Below are 21,841 nucleotides of genomic sequence, written 5' to 3'. Positions count from 1 at the left end.
CGCTTACTCTGGTTTCGTATAACGAAAAACACAACGAGGCCAACGGCGAAGACAATAACGACGGCAGTAATGACAACCGCTCTTACAATTACGGCGCCGAAGGCCCGACTGATGATCCGGGCATCAACGCAGAGCGTGACCGCCAGAAACGCAATTTCCTCGCAACGCTGCTGTTTTCTCACGGCACACCGATGCTGCTGGCCGGTGATGAGTTTGGCCGCAGCCAGATGGGCAATAACAACGGATATTGTCAGGACAGTGAGATCGCCTGGATCCGCTGAGACGAGCTGCCTGAATCCTGCGAGGCGCTACGCGACTTCACTCGCCAGGTTATTCAACTGCGGGCCAGCCAGCCGCTGCTGCGTCGTGAGAACTGGCGCGACGGCATGGATATTAAATGGTTCAATGCCGGCGGCGGCTTTCAACAGCCTGAACAGTGGGATGAAGGATCAACGCTCGGGGTTTATATCGGCCGCCCCGATCTTCAGACAGAAGACGAAGACGGCATCTGGTATGACGTACTGATGTTATTTAATCCCTTTGAAGGTAACGTGCCGTTCCGTATTCCACAATTCGGCGAAGGCGGCTGGGTGCTCGGACTCACCACCTCCGATACGGCAAAACGCGGCCTCGTCATTACCCGCGAACGGGATTTCGAGCTTGAAGGCCGCAGCATCGCCTTGTTCAGGAGACCATAGCGCTAAAATGTCATATGAGTAATACCTGATTTTGAGTACTCAGACCTGATAATTTGCCTGCTGTATCCAGTTCCGTTTGGCACAGCATACTTTTCATCAGGTCACGGTCGTGCTGTTTACGTCAGCGCGACCGTTTAATCAGGCCCTGTTTTGATATAGCCAGTGTTCAATTTCACTTGCCGGAAGGGGCTTTGAAAAGAAATAACCCTGAATTTGATCGCATCCATATTGTTTAAGCAAGTTCAACACGGCTTCTGTTTCTACCCCTTCCGCTAAGACGGTATAATTCAGTTCTTTCAGCATGTGAATAATACTGTTAACAATAATTCTTGATGAACCCTCTTCTGCCAGTCGTGTGATTAATGACAGATCAATTTTAATCACATCCAGCGGAATATCCTGAAGATAATTGATATTGCTGTAGCCCTTACCAAAGTCATCCAGCGAGATAAAAAAGCCATGTGATTTAAGTGATTTTAGCCCTTTGATAGCCACATCTTTTTCGGTAATCAGCTCATTTTCCAGACATTCAATCCCAATCAAAGCCGTTGACAGTTTGGCTTGTTTTACCCTGGCAGCAAGCCTGCTGGCAAAGTCTGGTTTCGCAAAATCTTTTTCACTGACATTAATTGAAACGGGGATAAGTGCATATTCTTTTTTCCAGCAAGCCAACTGCGCGATTAATCGATCAATAATCCATTCGGTCAGATCAGATAACAGATTCGTTTTTTTGGCTAACGGAATAAATTCAGCAGGATATAACTCGCCTCTTTCAGGATGGTTCCAGCGGATCAACGCTTCCAGCCCTACCGTTTTACCCGTCCTTAAACAAACCTTTGGCTGATAAACAAGATAGAAACCTTCATCTTTTTTTAAGGCGGCGGCCAGATCATTCATGATGAGAAAGTCTTCAGTACGGCGCGTATCATAATCTTCATGAAAAGGCGTTGCACCTTCCCCTTCCCCTATAGCTTCATGAAGCGCGCTAACCGCCTGACGAAGTATCTCATTTGCACTTAGCTTTTGTGGAATAAACGTCGTTTCGCCGATAAAAATATCCAGATCAATTAAAATATTTTCGCTCAGACTGGCATTCATGCCCGTTAAGACATCAACAATATTATGGGCCTGATATTTATCATTAACTCCCTGAATAATGGCGAAGCGGCCCGGCGCGAAACAATATAATTTTTTACCTTCATCCAGCCGCAGACGCTCAGCAACCAACAAAGCGATTTGCTTAAGAAGATTTTCTACGGGCACGACCCCGACGGTGCGCGACAATTCGTGGATACGAGGCATATCAATGCAGTCGATCACTATTAATCGGTAATTTTGAGCGGGTTCTACCCGCGCGAGTTGCTGAATATCGCGGATAAGGCACCTGCGGTCAGGCAAACGGGTCGTTACATCGGCAGAATCGGCAGAATCGGCAGAGTTCCATGCTTCAAGCAAAGAGGCAACCAGCTTTGCCAGCGAATTTAATGTGGTGATCTGAACCTGACTAAATTTATGAGGCCGTACATCAGCCACACAAAGCGTACCGAAAGCATTTCCTTTCTGATTCGTTAGCGAAACACCAGCATAAAACCGGATAAACGGCTCACCTTTGACAAAAGGGTAGGTAGAAAAACGTGCATCAAGTAGCGTATCTTCCACCACTAATTGGCCTTCGCCATCAGGGATATGACGGCAAAGAGTTTCCTCTCGGGCTGTCTGCTTAAGCGCGAAATTGCAGACTGCTTTAATGTCTTGATTGTCATCATCAACAATGGAAATAAAACGCGCGGGAATATTCAGTATTTGCCCGGTCAGTTGAACAAATTGTTCAAGCACCTGTTCTCTGCTTTCATCAGATGACAGAAGCGCCCGGACCGCTTTGAGACGATTTTTTCCATTGTCACTTTGATTATTCTGCACTAAAGCCTCCACCAACTATGGGCGAGAAAAAGAAGATAAAGACATTTTGCGTCTGAAGTACCTGAGACAAACCGCATCCAATTTTATTGGTTTCATATTGAAACTGCATCATACGCCAGCCAATTTTCCTCAATATTTACACGGTATCTAAACGGCTCTTTCTTAAGCGCCATTAAGATTGCATCTAAATAACCCTTAACCTGACAGATTACCCTATTGCCTGCCAGTTAATAACATTATTACGAGCCGGATTTAGCTCCTCTCCCATAACAATTCTGACAGAGATCACAAGACCTTCCGTGGCTATAAAACGAATGGACTGTGAATCTGTTGTTCGATGTATTCACTTTTCTCAATTATAGCGTTGCGGCTTTTCCGTTCTGAAACCCAAACCTATTAAACGTCCAAATACAAAGCGCAGGAACGGAAGATAACGCATAATCGTGGGCAGCGGACTTTCGCTTTGCCGTTTCGATTTGCCTTTATTACTGCTCATTTTTATCTGTAAAAATTGGGTCGCCACCGTTGGAAACTGACGTCGTTTCTGCACCTTTTCCAGATAGTGCAGTTGCAGGTTTTTTTTGAGTAAAGGCGCCGTTACACAGTTAGCCGTCGCGACGGCGTCCTGAATCGCCAGATTTACGCCAACGCCCCCAATCGGCGACATGGCATGTGCTGCATCACCAATGCAGAGCACACCGGGTTTCATCCATTTATCCAGTCGGTCAATACGAATTGACAGCAGCCTGAGTTGATCCCATTCAGTAATTTCAGCCATACGCGCCACAGAAAAAGGCGCGGATAAGGCAATTTCGTGCTTCAAAGCAGCCAGCCCGGCAGATTGCAGTGCAGTAAACTGACCTTTGAGGATGCTAAAACCACATTGCCAGTAATCGCCGCGATCGATCATGATCACCTTCTGACCAGGCCCTTTATGTCCTCCTCCCCAGGCGGGATCGTCATCGTGTTTGTTCAGCCGGAACCAAAGGACATCGCGCGATGAGCCAAATTCCCGGCTTGTCAGTCCGGTTTTTGCTCTTACAGCAGAGTGACGACCATCTGCGCCAATCACCACCTGACTGCGAATGGTCATTTGACAGGTGCCTTTCGTCGCTCGAACGCCGCACACGGCACCCTTTTCAAAGATGAAGTCATCAAATGAGGTGGATTTCAGCAGAGTAAAACCCGCGAACTGCGCGCTTTTATCTGCCAGGAAATTCAGAAAATCCCACTGCGGCATAAAGGCGATGAAACGACAGGTTACCGGCAAACGTGAAAAATCAGCCATTGTGATTTCCTGCCCGGCAATTTCTGCCTGAAGTTTCTCTGCCCGCTGGTGCGGCAACTGTAATAACTCATCCAGCAAACCGAGCTGATGCATAATTTCTAACGTAGAAGGATGGATCGTATCGCCGCGAAAGTCGCGCAGAAAGTCGGGATGCTTTTCAATGACCACCACACGCAGGCCAGCCCGTGCCAGAAGATAGCCCAGCATCAGGCCCGCCGGGCCTGCGCCAACGATACAGCAGTCTGAGGAAAAGAATTCAGTCGAGGATAGCTTCATGACGATTCCTTGTTTAGCATGAAGTCAGTTTATGATAATAATTATCATTTGTGTATGAATCCGTTCTTTTTGCCTCTCTGAATTGTGACCGGGTCCGCCCTCCGATGACCGTATTTACGTCGCTCTGCTGCTCAATGATGAGGGGGCGAAATACGCCCCCGGAAAGATCAGGCAGGCACAGTAAGGGCCTTCTGGCTGCGTGACCAAACGCGATGTGATGCCATCGCGTTGAGGAATTCACGCATAAAAGCATCCTCGGCTTTACTGTCTTCGACAATGCCTTCTTCAGCCTCATCATCATCCAGACCAAACTGCGCTTTAAAACGCCGTGCGTCGCCGCTCAGCCCGATAACTTTCAGGTGCTTATACGCCTCCAGCAGGTAATATCGCGCGTCACCACTTAACAGCAGGGCATCTACATTGCCGTCGGGCACAATAACCGCATCAAAAGTCAATGACGGCAAACCGCTGAAGGTGGCGTCTACTGGCAACACAGAGCCGTCATCCGCCCGCACCTGTCCCATATGTGCTGCCAGCAATTTTGCATGTACTCCCTGTACTTTTAGCGCTTGCAAAATACTCAACACATCAGCGGATTTCACCCCGTCGCTTAACAGTAGCGCGACCTGACGGCCTTTTATGCTGCCGCCGGGTGTGGCGTAAAGGCTGAGGCTACTGTCTTTGCTCAAGCCGTTGACATCTTTTGCCGGTGTCGTGTTACGTTGCTCATCGGTTAAAGCGATGCCCAGATTGTCAGCCACGCCCTGGGCGAGTTTCACGTCAATATGCAGTAAATGATCGACAATACGTTCGCGGATATAAGGGCGCGCCACTTTGCTCAGCTCGAACGAATAGGCATTGATAATATGCTGCTGCTCAACCGGCGTCTGGCTCTGCCAGAACAGGCGTGGCTGCGAGTAGTATTCGCCAAAGGACGGGCTGCGCTCGCGTACTTTATGCCCTTCAACGCGCTCCTGATAACTCTCAAACCCCCCCGCTTTCGCTGCAGGCGGCGTTTCGCGCGGCCAGTTGTCGTTGATTGAGTTGGGCTCATAGTTAGCAGGATTGGTGTCGATCTCCATCCGATGCATGCCCTGACGCTGGAAATTATGGTACGGGCAAACCGGGCGGTTAATCGGAATTTCATGGAAATTTGGTCCGCCAAGGCGGCTGATTTGCGTATCGGTGTAAGAGAACAGTCGTCCCTGCAACAGCGGATCGTTAGTGAAATCGAGGCCGGGTACGATATGACCAGGATGGAAGGCAACCTGCTCAGTTTCAGCGAAAAAGTTGTCTGGGTTGCGGTTCAAGACCATTTTCCCCACCCGCTGTACCGGCACCAGCTCTTCCGGGATCAGTTTGGTAGCATCCAGCAGATCAAAATCGAACTTAAACTCATCTTCTTCAGGGATCAGCTGTAGACCCAGTTCATATTCAGGATAATCGCCTGCCTCAATGGCTTCCCACAAATCACGGCGATGAAAATCAGGGTCGCGTCCCGTGAGCTTCTGCGATTCGTCCCACAGCAGCGAGGCTTTACCGGCTACCGGCTTCCAGTGAAAACGCACAAACGTGGCTTTGCCTTCGGCGTTTATCATGCGGAAAGTATGAATACCAAAGCCTTCCATGGTGCGATAACTGCGCGGGATACCGCGATCAGACATCGCCCAAATAACGTTATGCAGCGTCTCTGGTTGCAGCGAAACATAATCCCAGAAGGTATCATGCGCAGTCTGCCCTTGTGGCATTTCGTTGTGCGGTTCAGGTTTTACGGCGTGCACAAAATCAGGAAATTTATGCGCATCCTGAATAAAGAACACCGGGGTGTTATTCCCGACTAAATCAAACACGCCCTCTTCCGTATAAAACTTTGTGGCGAAACCGCGAATATCACGCACAGTATCCGCTGAACCTGCGCCGCCCTGAACGGTCGAGAAACGCACAAAGACTGGCGTTACTTGTCCGGGATCGCTAAGAAAATCCGCTTTGGTAATGTCTTTTAGCGAACGGTAAGGCTGAAAATAGCCGTGCGCGGCGGAACCGCGGGCGTGAACAATACGTTCCGGGATGCGCTCATGGTCAAAGTGGATGATTTTTTCACGCATGATGAAGTCTTCAAGCAGCGTCGGTCCACGAGTACCGGCGCGCAGTGAGTTCTGGTCATCAGCGATGCGCGTGCCCTGATTTGTGGTTAAGGCCGCGTTTTCACCGTTTTTACGGTTGGCTTCAAGCTGATCAAGTTTTGCATTGGATATACCTGGTGATTTCAGACTACCGGGCGCGGTGGGCTCTTTGCCCGGCGAAGTCGGCTGTGAGGAAGGTTTATGTGAGCCATCTTTCGGTGCCAGAGAACCCAGTCCGGGTTGTGCGGACTCCGGACCGGTTGATGGGGCGCGGTGGCTCAGGACTTTATTATCTTTTTCTTTCGACATTGCGCGTTTCTCCTGTTGTTATCGCTTTAATACGCTAACAACTATAGAACATCCTCCCGGTAATACTGATAAATCGCAGGGATTTAGAAGGACACTTATCAGGGACGCGACAGCGAGGGAAAACGTTGTTGGCCGTAACGCTGCTATCAAGAGTTTTGATACGTTATTCTTTAAAACTACAGTACATTTTGCTGGCGGGTTTAGTGCAAACAGGCGATTTCTGCGGGATCGCGCTCGCCTGTTTTCAGCATTGCGTTGACAGATCTGATGCGCCTTTAGCGCAGAAATAAAGGCGTAGCGGGATAAATGGCCCCCAATACGCTCTTTTCGCGTGCGCCAGTAACGGCAGGTAAATTGCCTGGCAATCCCGACAGGGTACGAAAGGCCAGCCAGGCGAAAGCCAGTGCTTCCATATCATCGCCGCTGATGCCTACCGTATCGGTAGAGGAGACTTCTGTGCCCGGCAAATGTGCGGCCAGGCGCGCCATCAGCAAGGGATTTTTGCCGCCGCCGCCACACACTAACAGACGATCACAGCCGTCATTCAACTGTACCTGATGTACGATAGTCACTGCGGTGAACTCAGTCAGCGTCGCCTGAACATCTTGCGCTGCGACGCCCGGAAACTGGCGGAGATGCTGCTCCAGCCAGCCCAGATTGAAATATTCCCGTCCAGTACTTTTAGGAGGAGGCAATGCAAGCCAGGGATCGCTTAATAACCTTTCCAGCAATGCCGGAATGCGTGTACCGGTACGCGCCCATTGCGCATCTTTATCGTAAGGTTTGCCCAGGTTACGCCAAATCCAGGCATCAAGCAGCATATTACCCGGCCCGGTATCAAAGCCACGCACCGGTTGACCCGGTATTAATAAAGAGAGATTGGCGATACCACCAATGTTTAACACCATGCGACGTTCGACTGCATCCATTAGCAATGCCTGATGAAAAGCAGGAACTAATGGCGCTCCTTGTCCACCCAGCGCCATATCACGGCGGCGAAAATCCCCTACGACGCTGACGCCAGTTGCCGCGACAATCTGATTATTATCGCCAATCTGCAACGTATTTGGCGCTGCGCCCAGCGGTTCGTGCCACACCGTTTGCCCGTGGCAACCAATGGCGACAATGTCGCTGGCTTCCAGCGTTTCACGCTTCATCAACGTCAGAACCGCTTCGGCAAACAGCAGCCCCAGCTGCGTGTCCAGCTGCCCTAGCTGTGACAGCGTTAAGGCCTGTCCCTGGCAAATCGCCAAAACGTCACAGCGCAAATTCTGCGGTATCGGATGGCAATAACTCGCCTGCTGAGCAACCATATTTTCATCGATAACCGCCAGTACCACGTCAACGCCATCAAGGCTGGTATCCGACATCACGCCAATATAGCGACCTGATTTCATTGCCGTTCCTTACTTCCAGTGGGAAGTTTATGTTCTACCGTTAGCCTGACAAATCCGGCTGTCTGATTCTGTGTTTAGATCATTCTTGCTATCGTGACACAGCCAGGATAGCGCATCGCACTATTTTTTCTTATCGATTGAACGCTTGTTGATACTCTTTAGGCTACGCTTCGCCAACCGCCTTTACTCAGACAAAGATTATATTGTCAGTTTTGTGGCTTATACTGTTTGCAGGATCTGGCGATATATGTGGCGCATTTTCGAATAAAGGAGTTTTCAAATGATTAAGCGTGTAATTGTGGTCGCGTTGACCGGTGTGATGCTGGCAGGTTGTAGCAACACAGATACCCTGTCGGGCGATACCTACAGCGCAAGCGAAGCCAAACAGGTACAGAGCGTTTCCTACGGTACGTTAGTTTCCGTTCGTCCGGTTAAGATTCAGGGCGGCGATGATAGCAATGTGATTGGCGCTATCGGTGGTGCGGTACTCGGTGGCTTTTTGGGTAATACCATTGGCGGCGGTGCGGGTCGTAGCCTGGCTACGGCGGGGGGCGCAGTTTTTGGCGGTGTAGCCGGCCAGGGCGGACAAAGCGCGGTGAACAAAAGCAACGGTGTTGAGCTGGAGATCCGTAAGGATGACGGCAACACCATCATGGTGGTGCAGAAGCAAGCCGCCAGCCGCTATTCTGTGGGCCAACGCGTTGTACTGGCTTCCAACGGAAGCCAGGTTACGGTTTCGCCCCGTTAAGCAATGCGATAAAAAAACCGACGCTAATCGTCGGTTTTTTTATTTCTCGCGGTTCTGAAGTTCAAGAATATTTTTCTCAAGTCGGATGACCAGGTTCATCAGCTGGCTGATTTCATCGCGGCTGATGCCGAAAAGAATATCATCGCGGGTCGCATCAATGACGCTCTCGACTTTTGCGATAATCGGCTCAGCCTGATGCGTCAGTTTAATGCGTTTGGCGCGACGATCGTTGGCACAAGTCGATCGGGTAATTAACCCTTTTTCTTCCAGCTGATCCAGGGTGCGTACCAACGAAGGCTGCTCAATACCAATCGCTTTCGCTAACTGAATTTGTGATTGCTCAGGGGGCAGTTGATGAATATTGTGCAACGTTACCCAGTGTGTTTGCGTCAATTCAAGCGGTTTTAAACGCTGATCAATTAATGCGCGCCAGAGGCGCACCAGGCGAGATAAATCCGTTCCGAGAGGCGTATCCATTTCATCTCCTTATAATTAGCTTGCTAGCAATCAAGCCTGATTTTACACTATTTTGCGAGTTTACAGGACAAATTACAAATCCCAGGCTGCCGCCACGCATCTATGCTTTTTGAGACAGTTGCCTGGGTTAACGAAGGATGATGAACGTGGCCATTCCCAACTTTGCCGCTGCCGAACCGCTTACCGACCTGATTTTTGGCGCATCGCTGTTTTTTCCCCCTCTCTTCAAAGCCGTACTGCTCGGCTTCTTTTTTTGGCTGCTGATTCATCCACTGATACGCGGTTGGATTTATTCAGGCGATGTCTGGCATCCCACTTTATTCGATCTCTCGTTGTTTGTGCTGTGCGTTACCGCCGCACTTTGGCTCATCGGTCATGGATAATCTTTATGAAATTTAACGCGGTAAAGTATTTCTCCACCCTGATTGTATTCGCCTTCGCTCTGCTGGCCGGTTGGTGGATCTGGAACTATTACATGCAGTCACCCTGGACGCGGGATGGAAAGGTGCGCGCCGAACTGGTGGACATCACGCCACAGATCTCCGGGCGCATTGTCAGTCTGGCGGTAAAAGATAATCAGTACGTGCGAAAAGGTCAGGTCTTGTTGAAGCTGGATACCGTGCCATGGGAAATCGCGCTACATAACGCTGAGGCGCAACTCAATAAAGCGCAGGCCGATCTTGCCAGAGCGCAACACGAATCTAACCGTCGGGCAAGCCTGCCGCGCAACGTCATATCGGCTGAAGATGTGGATGCTTATCGTCTTAGCGCCAATGCCATGGCCGCGAGTGCAAAAGCCGCGCAGGCAACGTTAGATCAGGCTCGCTGGAATTTACAGCAAACCACCGTGACGGCGCCGACCGATGGCTGGATCAGCAATCTCACTTTGCGCCCTGGCAATTACGCCACCGCCGGTACGCCGCTGTTTGCTCTTGTCGACAGCCATTCCTATTATGTAATGGGGTATTTTGAAGAAACCAAACTGCGTCATATCCGTCCCGGCGCGACGGCGCAAATCGTGCTTTACAGCACAGGCGTGCACCTGCAAGGCGTTGTCGAAAGTATTGGTCGCGCTATTTATGATCAAAGCGTTGATAGCGACAGCGGACTGGTGCCCGATATTAAACCTAACGTGCCGTGGGTACGTCTGGCGCAGCGCGTGCCGATACGCATTCGTCTCGCTCATATTCCTGATAACGTTCCGCTGGTCGCGGGCACCACCTGTACGATTAATATTCAGCGATGAATTTTAACTGGTTAGCCTGGGATCAACTGCCCTGGATAAAAGCCAATGCCAATCAGTGGCGCTATGCGTTGCGCAACACCCTCGCCATGTGTATGGCGCTGAGCATTGCTTATGGACTGGATCTGGATGAGCCTTACTGGGCAATGACCTCTGCCGCTGTCATTAGTTTCCCCACCGTTGGGGGCGCGATCAGTAAAAGTCTGGGCCGCATTGTTGGTAGCCTGCTGGGGGCTACCGCTGCGCTGCTGATTGCTGGTCATACGCTGAACGAACCCTGGCTTTTTACCTTTGCGATTGCGGGCTGGCTGACCTTTTGTACCTGGATTGCTAATCACTATCAAAATAATGTGGCTTATGCATTCTCACTGGCTGGTTATACGGCGGCAATCATTGCGTTTAGTAGCGTAGATATTACCGACGCGTCAGATTTATGGACCATTACCCAGGCACGGGTGTGCGAAGTGATATCAGGCATTTTATGTGCCGGATTCATGATGATGGTACTGCCGAGTACTTCTGACGGCGATGCACTGATGAATTCACTCAGGCAGATGCATACGCGCCTGCTGGAGCATGCCGTTTTGCTGTTGCAGCAAACCGATACTGACAACGTGCGCACCGCGCATGAAAACGTTATCAGTCAAATCCTGACTATGAATCTGTTGCGCATTCAGGCCTTTTGGAGCCATTACCGTTATCGCCGCCAAAATAATGTACTGAACTACGTTCTGCATCAACAGTTGCGCTTAACCAGCGTGCTGTCGAGCTTACGCCGTATGTTGTTGAACTGGTCTGATGCGCCACAAGCGCTTTACGATGCCATGCAGCAACTGATGCAAGAACTGGCAAAACCGCACTGCGATAAATACCGTCTGGCACAAATATTACGCAGCATCACGCCTGCCGCTGGGGGGGATTATCGTCAACGCGCTTTCTGTCAGCGCTTGCGCTACTTTTGCTGGATGTACCTGAATGTTTCGCGCTGGATCCGTCTACTGGAACGCGCCGATGCCGACACCTGTTTTCAGCCGCCGTCCGTGCCATCGCTGGCGCGGGAAAGCGACAGTGCTGAAGCTGGCTGGAGTGCGTTACGCACCTTTTGCGTTATCGTGTTGGGCTGCGCTTTTTGGATCAATTCGCAATGGTCATCCGGTGCTGCCGCGCTTACCTTAACGGCTATCGCCTGCGTATTGTATTCGTCTGCGCCTTCACCCAGCGGGAGCGTCAGCCTGCTACTGAAAACGCTGTTGTGGCTTTTTGTGTTTAGCTTTGTGATGAAGTTTGGCTTGATGGTGCAAATTAATCAGCTGTGGCAATTTCTGATATTTTTATTCCCGCTGCTTATTACGCTGCAACTTTTCAAACTTCAGCAGAAACAGCGTGCCGGTATGTGGGGGCAATTTATTGTTTTTATGGGATCGTTCATTGCGGTGACGAACCCACCCAGCTGGGATTATCAGGATTTTTTTAACGATAATATTGCCAAGGTTTGTGGCGTCTTACTGGCGTGGCTGGCGTTTCAAATTTTGCGACCCAGCTCGGATGCACGACGCAGCCGCCGTCATATCCGGGCATTACGCGTGGCGTTTCTCGATCAGTTACGTCAGCATCCACGTTTGAACGAAAACAGGTTTGAATCGCAGATTTATCATCACATTAACCAATTGAGTAGCAGTCGGGATGAGCAGGCGCGCGTCTGGTTGCTGCGCTGGGGAGTGGTGTTACTCAACTGTTCGCATATCGTCTGGCAGTTACGCGACTGGCAACCCACCTCCAGTACGCTGGCGCAGCTACGTGCGGGCAGTCTGCACAATCTACAGCAAATAATCAGCAGTCGCGGCGTGCGGCATAATTCGTTGCAAAGTACGCTGGATGAATTAGAAGCGACCATCAGTCAGTTACTGCATGATAACGACAGTGAAGCCAATACGTTAGCGGGCATTCTCTGGCGTTTACGCTGCTCGCTGGCACAGCTAAAACAGACCGTTCCTGGCTGATTACAGACAGTATTGCTGTTGCTGACGATGAAAATCATCCTTTAACTGCTGCAATGTTTTGTGTCCTTCGAAACGGGTTTTATCCACCTCGGTCATAGGCTGGATAACCAGGGCTTTTTCGTCGGGAGAGAAGATAAAGCGTCGCACAATATCCGTACCGGTAAAGCTTTTTCCAGTTATGCCACCGCATACCATCGTCATGCTGCGATGGGTGATGGTCGTGTCGGTAAAGTTGGTTTCTGTGGCGCTGCGCAACACGTCCTGACAGCCTTTCGCTTGCAGTTGACGGATTGTTTTTCGGCTCAACCATTCACGTCCTTTAGCGATGTTTTCGCAAATGGCACGCATCGGACTGGTGTCAATGGTGCGCTGCAGTTGACGTCCGGTTTCGGTCACCAACTGTGAATCGTTAGGTTGATCGCATCCCACCAGCAGCAGACACAGCAATAATGCGCCCGATCTTTTCATTCCTCCGCCCCTTCGCTTAACAAGCTTTCTTACCTGAATCAATAACATAGGGGGGAAATGTTTTCGAAGATAGTACTGAAGCATAAACAGCACTGAAGAAAGCAGGCGGCAAAGACATGCCGCCTGGAAAGTCAGAGTTTGATTAAAGAGGATTAAAAAAGAAAGGCAGGATAGCAGGAACGGGAAACACATCAGAACAGTGACGGTTGTTCCGGATCGGACATGTCGTTTTGTTTTTGCTGGCGCAGCATACGCAGACGGCGTTGCTGGCACAAACGCAGCACATCTCGCTTTTGCGCATCACTGAAGCGCATCCAGTTAAATCGCTCCTCGCGACTGCGTAAGCATCCCACACAGTAGCCACGCGCATCGGTTTGGCAGATACCACGGCAAGGGCTGGGAACAGGAAAAAATTCAAGTTGCTCCGCCACACGGTCTCCCAATAAAACTGATAATTTACAGAAAAAAGAGTCGCGCTGATGGATAAAAAGCCATCACGAAACCGGGCAATTAATGCCATATGCGCTTCCAACAAAGTAAACAGAATGTGCCAAAAGCGCAATCGGGCATTGCATTAGACCAGTTGGTCTACCAGAATGGCCGTCATGAATAAGACGCTACAACGCAACGAAACCCGGGAGCATCTGCTGATCACTGGTGAACAGCTCTGTTTACAGCGCGGTTTTACCGGGATGGGGTTAAGCGAGTTGCTGACTCTGGCGGAAGTGCCGAAAGGCTCTTTCTATTATTACTTCCGTTCTAAAGAAGCGTTTGGGGTCGCCCTGCTGGAACGCTACTTTGCGCGTTATTTACGCGACATTGAATTTCAGCTACAGCAGCAGTCAGGCAGCACCAGCCGTGAACGATTACTCTGTCACTTTCGTGCCGCAGAGCGCCTGTTTCGCGAACAGGGACACATTGTGGGTTGTTTAGGCGTTAAGTTATCTGCTGAAGTCTGCGATTTGTCCGAATCAATGCGGAACGCATTGCAGCATGGCGCCGGTAAAATCATCGTCGCATACGCTCAGGCCTTAGAGATGGCACAACAACAGGAAACGCTGCATTTGCCACAGCCACCTGCACAGATGGCAGAGCTGCTTTATCTTTTATGGTTAGGCGCCAGTTTGCAAAGCAAAATTTCCCGCGAAGTGCAGCCGATACAACTTGCACTCAGTACCATCGAACAGTGGCTTAAAGCTCACTAATTTTAAAATGATAGTTTATAGACGACTGGTCTACTAATGAGGAGTTAACATGGCGAGTACCCAGCTTTTTCGTCCGCTAAAAGTCGGTGCAATCACCGTACCGAACCGCGTTTTCATGGCGCCACTGACCCGTCTACGCAGCATTGAACCCGGCGATATTCCCACTCCGCTGATGGGCGAATATTATCGCCAGCGTGCCAGTGCCGGTTTAATTATCACTGAAGCTACCCAGATCTCTTTCCAGGCTAAAGGCTATGCCGGTGCGCCAGGTCTGCACACGCAGCAGCAAATCACGGCGTGGAAAGCGATCAATAACGGTATCCATCAGGCAGGCGGTCACAGCGCCGTTCAGCTGTGGCATACCGGCCGTATTTCACACCACAGCGTTCAGCCAGAAGGAAAAGCCCCGGTAGCCCCTTCTGCGCTACCCGCAGGGACACGCACCTCATTACGCGCCGAAGATGGCAGCGTTTATCGTGAAGAGACCTCAATGCCACGTGACCTGAGCGTGGCGGAAATTCAGCAGATCGTAAAAGATTTCGGTCAGGCTGCCGCTAATGCTCGTGAAGCCGATTTTGATTTGCTTGAGCTGCACTCGGCACACGGTTATTTGTTGCATCAATTTTTAGCGCCGGGTTCTAATACGCGCACCGACGAATATGGTGGCAGCATCGAAAAACGTGGACGTTTTGCGCTGGAAGTGGTTGATGCTGTCATTGCTAACTGGTCAGCTGAACGTATTGGTATTCGCGTGTCACCAATTGGCAGTTTCCAGAATCTGGACAATGGTCCGGATGAAGAGGCCGCCGCGCTGTGGTATATCGCTGAGCTGGCAAAGCGTAATATCGCTTATCTGCATATGTCTGAACCTGACTGGGCCGGCGGCACACCCTATACTGACGCGTTCCGTGAAAAAGTTCGGAAGCTGTTTCCTGGCGTTATCATTGGTGCCGGTGCGTACACGGTGGAAAAAGCGGATGATCTGATTGCGCGTGGCCTGATCGATGCTGTTGCCTTTGGTCGTGACTATATCGCTAACCCTGATCTGGTTGAACGTCTGCAGCAGGATGCTCCGCTCAATCCACAGCGCCCAGAAAGTTTCTATGGCGGCGGTGCGGAAGGTTATACCGATTACCCAACGCTGTAAGTTATCAATCTGCTGCAACTCGCTGTTGCAGCAGATATTATTATTAGGCGTTGTTCAACGCTATACTTAGCGCTTGTGTCATCAGACGATGACGTTTTGATTAAAGAGGATGTTATGCGTTTACTTCACACCATGCTGCGCGTTGGCGATCTGCAACGTTCAATTGATTTCTATACTCGCGTGCTGGGCATGCGTTTACTGCGCCAGAGCGAAAACACTGAATATAAATATACGCTGGCGTTTGTGGGTTACACCGAAGAAAGCGAAGGCGCGGTGCTTGAGCTGACCTACAACTGGGGCGTGGATAATTACGATTTAGGTAACGCTTACGGCCACATCGCACTGGGCGTAGATGACGTAGCTGCCGCCTGCGATCGCATTCGCAATGATGGTGGGAAAGTGACTCGTGAAGCGGGCCCGGTAAAAGGCGGTTCTACCATTATCGCCTTCGTTGAAGATCCGGATGGTTACAAGATCGAATTGATTGAAAACAAACATGCCGGTCACGGTCTCGGCAACTAAGCCTGACGATTCAGCCTGTCATTTCCGGCAGGCTGACGTTCTCTCCTTCCTCTGGTGACCTGCTGCACCCAACGCTGTTTTTTGCCATAATGCGCGCTGCCCTTTTTCTGCAATGAGATCCTGATGTCTGAATCGAATTCCCTAAACGCGCTCAACCAACGCTTCCGTGGCTTTTATCCGGTAGTGATCGATGTTGAAACTGCTGGCTTCAACGCACAAACCGATGCGCTACTGGAGATTGCCGCAACGACGCTGAAAATGGATGAAGATGGCTGGATCCACCTCGACCAGACAATGCATTTCCACGTTGAACCTTTTAAAGGGGCGTTATTACATCCCGAGGCGTTAGCGTTTACCGGCATTGACCCGCACAATCCTCTGCGTGGTGCCGTTAACGAATATGACGCACTGCATGCCATTTTTAAAATGGTGCGAAAAGGTATCAAAGATACCGGCTGCAATCGCGCCATTATGGTGGCGCATAATGCAACCTTTGACCTCAACTTTATGAACGCCGCCGCCGGGCGAGCGAGTCTGAAGCGCAACCCTTTCCATCCTTTTGCTACTTTTGATACCGCTGCGTTAAGCGGATTAGTCTTAGGTCAAACGGTATTAGCGAAAGCGTGTAAAGCGGCAGGCATGGATTTTGACAGTACCCAGGCGCATTCTGCGCTCTATGATACCGAACAAACCGCGACGCTGTTTTGTGAACTGGTTAATCGCTGGAAGCGGCTTGGCGGATGGCCTTTGCCGTTTGCGCAAGGAGATGTGGCAGAGAACACCGCTGACTAGCTGACAGTAAAAAGGCCGATTGTGGTCGGCCTTTCGTATTATTCCGCTTCTTTAAACTTCTCAGCGGTTTCTTTGATTAGCGATTGCAGTTCGCCACGCTGGAACATCTCAACAATAATGTCACAACCGCCGACCAGCTCGCCATCAATCCACAGCTGTGGGAAAGTTGGCCAGTTCGCGTATTTCGGCAGTTCCGCACGAATGTCTGGATTCTGCAGAATATCCACGTAAGCGAAACGCTCACCGCAGGCTGACAGCGCCTGCACCGCCTGAGCAGAGAAACCACAGCTCGGCAGTTTCGGCGAACCTTTCATATACAGCAGGATCGGGTTTTCTGCGATCTGGCGCTGAATTTTTTCTACAGTACTCATAATTGCCTTCCTTAATTCGTCACTTCGTGTTTGTTTATTGTAGCGACTTCGTCCCCGGACTGAAAACGGGATTTTGCAGCCGCTGAGGTTAAATCGCCACGCAGGTTGCTTCGTTTAGTCAGCGATAATTCTCTGTTTCACAGACTGGCATGGATACATTAATAATTAGCAATAATTTCGCTGATATAAACCACTGAAATTGCACATTTTAACCCCAAATTAACGCGGCGAACAGATTAATAGAAAAAGGACTTACTTTTTTAAAAAAAACTGGTCTAAAATTGCTTCGGCCCTGATCGCGGATCAGAATTTTCTAACTCTGTTATGGCCTTTTTAACCTGACAGCACAACTTATAACCGGACTATGCGTTTACTGATTACGCTTTTCATCCTGGCTTTTGCCCAACTGTTTTTTAACGTCGCCTCTGCTTCCCCGCAGATGCCGGTTAATGCCAGTCAGCATAAAGCAGAGAAAAAAAGTGCGCGTGAAGACGAGCGGCGCAAGCGTCGTCCGGTGAAAAGTACCGTGAAGAAATCTCGCCAGGTTACCGTTCAGAAACTTAAACTGAAAAAAAAGCGAGCGGCCGTAGCCGCAGTTAACGCCGCCACTCAAAAAAATACGCATAAACTTTCCAGCAAGCGTCACGGTCAATCTCGATCAACGAAAATCGTGAATGAAATTAATGACATCAGCACCCTCAGAATGAGCAAATCTCACCGTCAGCGTTATCAAAAAGCGCGCGCAACCGCGATGGCGAAATTAATGGGACAGCTGGGTAAACCGTATCAATGGGGTGGCGTATCGCCGCATACCGGCTTTGATTGCAGCGGCTTAGTCTGGTACGCCTACAAAGATTTACTGAAGTTCAAAATTCCCCGTACCGCGAACGAAATGTATCATCTGCGTGATGCAGCACCGGTTAAGCGCGAATTGCTGGAGAAAGGTGATCTGGTCTTTTTCCGTATTAACGGACGCGGCACCGCCGATCACGTTGGCGTCTATTTAGGCAACGGTAAATTTATTCAGTCGCCGCGCACCGGCAAAGACATACAGATTAGCGCATTGGGTGAAGATTACTGGCAGCGGCACTATATTGGTGCGCGTCGTATGATGACGCCAAAAACCATTCGCTGAGGTATTTGCCTTCGCAGGCAGAAGAAGCCGGATGACAGAGTGGCCCTCCCAGGCAGACGCTCCGTTATCCGGCTTTTGTATTAGTGCAGAATGGCGGTAAAGCTAAATGCCAGAATCATTAGCAGCGCTGCGCCGCTCGTCATCAACGCCAGTTTTATATCGGTACTCATCACCTCTCCTTAGCCACACAGATTGTAGGGATACTGCATTTTCCCATAAGGTCCGGTAAAAATCTCGTTTTATCCGCTCAGCCTTGTTAGAATCCTGTTGTTGTTGCGCAACATGCGCAACGTCGGTTCCGTTCACCGTCTTTTTTGGCATTTTTACCTATCCAGACGCCAGATCACAGGCAAAAAAATTGCATTTTGGTGGGCAAAAACCTCAGCCGACGCAATCGTTTAACATGATACTTATCAATAGGTTAAGATAAGTTCAGGAGTCTCTTTTTCATGGCAACAATTAAAGATGTGGCGAAACGAGCGGGAGTATCGACCACCACCGTCTCACACGTCATCAATAAAACGCGTTTTGTGGCAGAAGAAACACGCAATACCGTCTGGCAAGCCATCAAGGAGCTGCACTATTCGCCAAGCGCTGTGGCGCGTAGTCTGAAAGTTAATCACACCAAAACGCTGGGATTGCTTGCGACTTCCAGCGAGGCGCCTTACTTCGCAGAAATTATTGAAGCCATTGAAAATCACTGTTTTGAGAAAGGTTACACCCTGATTTTAGGTAACGCACACAATGATTTGCATAAGCAGCGTGCTTATTTATCAATGATGGCGCAAAAGCGCGTCGATGGTTTATTAGTGATGTGTTCCGAATATCCAGACGATCTGTTGAAGATGCTGGAAGAGAATCGAAATATTCCCATGGTGGTCATGGACTGGGGCGAATCACGCGCTGACTTTACCGATACCGTGTTGGATAACGCTTTCCAGGGCGGCTATCTTGCCGGGCGCTATTTGATTGAACGCGGCCATCGCGATATTGGAGCGATTCCCGGACAGTTAGAACGCAATACCGGCGGTGGGCGTCATGCAGGCTTCTTAAAAGCCCTTCAGGAAGCCAACATCCAACCGCGTGCTGAGTGGATAGTCCAGGGAGATTTTGAACCCGAATCAGGTTATCAGGCCATGCAGCAGATTCTCTCGCAAAAACAACGCCCGACAGCCGTATTTTGTGGCGGCGATATAATGGCGATGGGGGCCATTTGCGCAGCGGATGAAATGGGCCTGCGCGTACCGCAGGACATTTCCGTTATCGGCTATGACAACGTACGCAACGCGCGCTACTTCACCCCGGCGTTAACTACCGTACACCAACCCAAGGCGCAGCTAGGTGAAAAAGCGCTGGAAATGTTGTTGGATCGTATTACCAGCAAACGCGAAGAGTCACAAACCATTGAAGTCCATCCGACACTGATTGAACGCCGCTCGGTAGGCTACGGCCCTTTTCGCGATTATCGCCGTTAATTCTCGCTTAACCATTCCTGATTAAGTGTTTGCGCATCACCTAAATAGCTGAGCAACCAACCCAGCGCCGGTGATGCGCGATCTTCTGCCCAACTCACGCAGCACGGACTCTCTGGAAAAGCCATCGGTAGCGTTAGCTCGACAAGCTTACCGGCGTCAAGTAGTGGACGAGCCAGATGCCCTGGCACCATCGCTACACATAAACCTGCCAATACACAATCCAGCCCGGTTTGCCATTCCGGCACCACCACCCGACGCTGATTATCTAGCGTCCAGGTCATACGCCGCGGCAGCGCGCGCGACGTATCTTCCAGGACAAGTGACGGCCAGCTACGCAACGTATCATCATCCAGCTCACTGGCGAGCGTTAAAGGGTGATCGCGCTGAACCACGCAGCGCCAGTTAATTGCGCCCATATCCTGAAAGGCGAAACGTCCTCCCACGGGAATGGCCTGCGTAGCGCCAATCGCCACGTCGACGCGGCTATCTGCTAAGGCGTCCCATACCCCATTGAATACTTCATAACTGATGATCAGTTCCATATCGGGGAAATGGCGGTAAAAATCTTTCACCAGTTGTCCCGTTCGCTCAGGTTTTACAATGCAATCAATCGCAATGCTTAACTGGCCCCGCCAGCCATTTGCCAGCTGCTGACATTGACGCCGGGTCGCAACCATTTTTTTGATAACACTTCGCCCTTCCCGGACAAAATGTTCACCGGCTGGCGTTAAAACCACTTCACGATGATGACGTTCGAATAACGGCACCGCCAGCCAGGTTTCAAGCTGGCGTACCGTATAGCTAATGGCAGAAGGTACACGATGTAGCTCTTGCGCAGCGGCGCTAAAACTCCTGCCCCGTGCTACCGCGTCCACGACTTCAAGCGCATATTCGGACCACATAATCTGCCTTCAAAAATTTTAACAGGTTAAGACAAATATTAGCGTTTCACAGCGTTTAATGCACCTTCTACACTCTGCCGCGTTCACTCTGCAAAAATGAGAATCAGATGTTATCAAATAAAGGATTTATCCCTTACCTCGCCTTACTCAGCATGCTGGGCTTTCTGGCAACCGATATGTACCTTCCCGCTTTCGGCGTGATGCAGCAAACCTTTGCTACCTCGTCTGGCATCATTAGCGCCAGTATGAGCTTATTCCTTGCAGGCTTTGCCTGTGCGCAACTTTTCTGGGGCCCCATATCAGACAGGATCGGGCGAAAACCGGTTTTACTGGCAGGTCTGGCGATCTTCGCCTTTGGATGCGCAGGAATGTTGTGGGTTACGGACGTCATTTTTATGTTGGCGCTGCGTTTTATTCAGGCGGTGGGAGTGTGTGCTGCCGCAGTCAGCTGGCAGGCTTTGGTGGTTGATCGCTATCCGCAGGCGCGTGCGAATAAAGTCTTTGCCACCATTATGCCTTTAGTCGCGCTTTCGCCGGCATTAGCGCCCCTGTTTGGCGCATGGCTTATCAGCCATTTTCACTGGCGTTCAATTTTTTTAGTGTTAATGGTCATTGCTCTGGTCCTTATTGCCGTTACTTTGCGTTTACCCGCCAGATCGACAGACATCAGAGAAAAGCATCGCCAACCGGGCTTTCTTTCACTGCTTCGCTCGCGGGTGTTTAGCGGCAATATCCTGATCTATTCTGCCTGCTCAGCCAGCTTTTTTGCCTGGCTAACGGGTTCACCGTTTATCCTGGCTCATATCGGATTAACGCCAGCAGATATTGGTCTGAGCTATATTCCACAAACGCTCGCTTTCCTGACGGGTGGTTTTGGCTGCCGCGCGCTGCTGAATCGTTTTAACGGCGCGCGTTTGCTTCCCTGGCTGTTAGTGCTCTATAGCCTGAGCATAATGGTGCTGTTTGCCGTTGCTCTCGCCGAACTTAACAATTTGACTACGCTATTACTGCCTTTCTGCGGTATGGCGCTGGCAAACGGAGCTATTTACCCGATTGTGGTATCCAGCGCCCTGCTGCCTTTTCCCCATGCAACCGGTAAAGCCGCTGCACTCCAAAATACGCTCCAGTTAGGCTTATGTTTTATCGCCAGCCTGGCCGTTTCTGCCGGCTTACAGCACGCTTTACCTGCCACTACGCTGATTATGGCGCTGACCGTTGTGCTGGCGTGGCTGGGTTACAAGCTACAGCATCAGGCCAGCGCACAATCTGATATTGCTTCAGCAAAATCCGTTTGCCAGGATAATCACTAAGGCAATGATTTTTTAGATAGCGTCCTAACAATAAG

21 protein-coding genes and 1 pseudogene are annotated in these 21,841 nt (G+C 50.4%); 12 read left to right on the top strand and 10 right to left on the bottom strand.

Going from position 1 to position 21,841, the window contains the following annotated elements; all coding sequences use genetic code 11:
• Positions 1–8 precede the first annotated feature (8 nt).
• A pseudogene (locus tag H2P46_RS04870) lies at positions 9–698 on the top strand (glycogen debranching protein GlgX); the annotation flags it as partial.
• 138 nt (positions 699–836) lie between these two features.
• On the opposite strand, the gene H2P46_RS04865 reads toward H2P46_RS04870, so the two are convergent.
• From H2P46_RS04865 to anmK, 4 genes are all read right to left on the bottom strand, one after another.
• Positions 837–2,618 carry an EAL domain-containing protein gene (locus tag H2P46_RS04865; RefSeq protein WP_193404075.1) on the bottom strand — a complete coding sequence of 594 codons (1,782 nt, stop codon included), beginning with the start codon at positions 2,616–2,618 and terminating at the stop codon, positions 837–839.
• Between the two features lie 352 nt (positions 2,619–2,970).
• Positions 2,971–4,182, bottom strand: coding sequence for an FAD-dependent oxidoreductase (locus H2P46_RS04860; RefSeq protein WP_193404074.1), 1,212 nt, complete (start codon positions 4,180–4,182; stop codon positions 2,971–2,973).
• 167 nt (positions 4,183–4,349) lie between these two features.
• Complete coding sequence (katE, locus tag H2P46_RS04855) at positions 4,350–6,614, bottom strand: catalase HPII (protein ID WP_193404073.1); 2,265 nt, start codon at positions 6,612–6,614, stop codon at positions 4,350–4,352.
• Positions 6,615–6,889: 275 nt separating this feature from the next.
• Positions 6,890–8,011: an anhydro-N-acetylmuramic acid kinase gene (gene anmK / locus H2P46_RS04850; protein WP_193404072.1), complete on the bottom strand. Its 1,122-nt coding sequence runs from the start codon at positions 8,009–8,011 to the stop codon at positions 6,890–6,892.
• Positions 8,012–8,291: 280 nt separating this feature from the next.
• On the opposite strand from anmK, the gene slyB reads away from it, so the two are divergent.
• The gene (gene slyB / locus H2P46_RS04845) at positions 8,292–8,759 is read left to right on the top strand and encodes an outer membrane lipoprotein SlyB (RefSeq protein ID WP_193404071.1); all 468 of its coding nucleotides are present in this window, start codon (positions 8,292–8,294) and stop codon (positions 8,757–8,759) included.
• Positions 8,760–8,798: 39 nt separating this feature from the next.
• Here slyB and slyA read toward each other — a convergent pair whose 3' ends face one another.
• Entirely contained in the window at positions 8,799–9,236 is a 438-nt protein-coding gene (gene slyA, locus H2P46_RS04840; RefSeq protein WP_193404070.1) for a transcriptional regulator SlyA, read from the bottom strand.
• 146 nt (positions 9,237–9,382) lie between these two features.
• On the opposite strand from slyA, the gene H2P46_RS04835 reads away from it, so the two are divergent.
• Genes H2P46_RS04835 through H2P46_RS04825 form a run of 3 tightly spaced genes read left to right on the top strand, consistent with a single transcriptional unit; the run spans position 9,383 to position 12,479 of the window.
• Complete coding sequence (locus tag H2P46_RS04835) at positions 9,383–9,619, top strand: DUF1656 domain-containing protein (protein WP_289777370.1); 237 nt, start codon at positions 9,383–9,385, stop codon at positions 9,617–9,619.
• A 5-nt stretch (positions 9,620–9,624) separates the two neighbouring features.
• Entirely contained in the window at positions 9,625–10,482 is an 858-nt protein-coding gene (locus H2P46_RS04830; protein ID WP_193404069.1) for an efflux RND transporter periplasmic adaptor subunit, read from the top strand.
• A complete protein-coding gene (locus tag H2P46_RS04825; RefSeq protein WP_193404068.1) occupies positions 10,479–12,479 on the top strand; it encodes an FUSC family protein in 2,001 nt (666 codons plus the stop codon). The genes H2P46_RS04830 and H2P46_RS04825 overlap by 4 nt, the downstream gene beginning before the upstream one ends.
• Here H2P46_RS04825 and H2P46_RS04820 read toward each other — a convergent pair whose 3' ends face one another.
• Both H2P46_RS04820 and H2P46_RS04815 read right to left on the bottom strand, forming a co-directional pair.
• Complete coding sequence (locus H2P46_RS04820) at positions 12,480–12,947, bottom strand: hypothetical protein (RefSeq protein WP_193404067.1); 468 nt, start codon at positions 12,945–12,947, stop codon at positions 12,480–12,482.
• A gap of 191 nt (positions 12,948–13,138) precedes the next feature.
• Positions 13,139–13,378: a DUF1289 domain-containing protein gene (locus tag H2P46_RS04815; RefSeq protein ID WP_193404066.1), complete on the bottom strand. Its 240-nt coding sequence runs from the start codon at positions 13,376–13,378 to the stop codon at positions 13,139–13,141.
• A 174-nt stretch (positions 13,379–13,552) separates the two neighbouring features.
• On the opposite strand from H2P46_RS04815, the gene H2P46_RS04810 reads away from it, so the two are divergent.
• From H2P46_RS04810 to rnt, 4 genes are all read left to right on the top strand, one after another.
• Entirely contained in the window at positions 13,553–14,152 is a 600-nt protein-coding gene (locus H2P46_RS04810) for a TetR/AcrR family transcriptional regulator (protein ID WP_193404065.1), read from the top strand.
• 49 nt (positions 14,153–14,201) lie between these two features.
• Positions 14,202–15,299, top strand: a complete 1,098-nt coding sequence (gene nemA / locus H2P46_RS04805; protein ID WP_193404064.1) for an alkene reductase — start codon at positions 14,202–14,204, stop codon at positions 15,297–15,299.
• A 114-nt stretch (positions 15,300–15,413) separates the two neighbouring features.
• Entirely contained in the window at positions 15,414–15,821 is a 408-nt protein-coding gene (gene gloA, locus H2P46_RS04800; protein ID WP_193404063.1) for a lactoylglutathione lyase, read from the top strand.
• Positions 15,822–15,944: 123 nt separating this feature from the next.
• Complete coding sequence (gene rnt, locus H2P46_RS04795; RefSeq protein WP_193404062.1) at positions 15,945–16,613, top strand: ribonuclease T; 669 nt, start codon at positions 15,945–15,947, stop codon at positions 16,611–16,613.
• Positions 16,614–16,651: 38 nt separating this feature from the next.
• On the opposite strand, the gene H2P46_RS04790 is transcribed toward rnt, so the two are convergent.
• The gene (locus H2P46_RS04790; RefSeq protein ID WP_176035873.1) at positions 16,652–16,987 is read right to left on the bottom strand and encodes a Grx4 family monothiol glutaredoxin; all 336 of its coding nucleotides are present in this window, start codon (positions 16,985–16,987) and stop codon (positions 16,652–16,654) included.
• Between the two features lie 361 nt (positions 16,988–17,348).
• Between H2P46_RS04790 and H2P46_RS04785 the strand changes: the two genes are divergently transcribed.
• Entirely contained in the window at positions 17,349–18,119 is a 771-nt protein-coding gene (locus tag H2P46_RS04785; RefSeq protein WP_193404061.1) for a C40 family peptidase, read from the top strand.
• An 80-nt stretch (positions 18,120–18,199) separates the two neighbouring features.
• Here H2P46_RS04785 and cydH read toward each other — a convergent pair whose 3' ends face one another.
• Positions 18,200–18,289 (bottom strand): cytochrome bd-I oxidase subunit CydH, encoded by a 90-nt coding sequence (gene cydH, locus H2P46_RS04780; protein ID WP_193404060.1) that lies wholly within the window; start codon positions 18,287–18,289, stop codon positions 18,200–18,202.
• A 279-nt stretch (positions 18,290–18,568) separates the two neighbouring features.
• Between cydH and purR the strand changes: the two genes are divergently transcribed.
• Positions 18,569–19,594 (top strand): HTH-type transcriptional repressor PurR, encoded by a 1,026-nt coding sequence (gene purR, locus H2P46_RS04775; protein WP_193404059.1) that lies wholly within the window; start codon positions 18,569–18,571, stop codon positions 19,592–19,594.
• Here purR and punR read toward each other — a convergent pair.
• A complete protein-coding gene (gene punR / locus H2P46_RS04770; RefSeq protein WP_193404058.1) occupies positions 19,591–20,496 on the bottom strand; it encodes a DNA-binding transcriptional activator PunR in 906 nt (301 codons plus the stop codon). The genes purR and punR overlap by 4 nt on opposite strands.
• A 107-nt stretch (positions 20,497–20,603) precedes the next feature.
• On the opposite strand from punR, the gene punC reads away from it, so the two are divergent.
• On the top strand, positions 20,604–21,806 hold the full coding sequence (gene punC, locus H2P46_RS04765) for a purine nucleoside transporter PunC (RefSeq protein WP_193404057.1): 1,203 nt from the start codon (positions 20,604–20,606) through the stop codon (positions 21,804–21,806).
• The last annotated feature ends 35 nt before the right edge of the window (positions 21,807–21,841 follow it).

The organism is Mixta mediterraneensis, from assembly GCF_014946725.1.
Taxonomy (GTDB): domain Bacteria; phylum Pseudomonadota; class Gammaproteobacteria; order Enterobacterales; family Enterobacteriaceae; genus Pantoea; species Pantoea mediterraneensis.
Note: the sequence above shows the minus strand (reverse complement) of the source record. Positions and strands in the feature narration are given on the sequence as shown.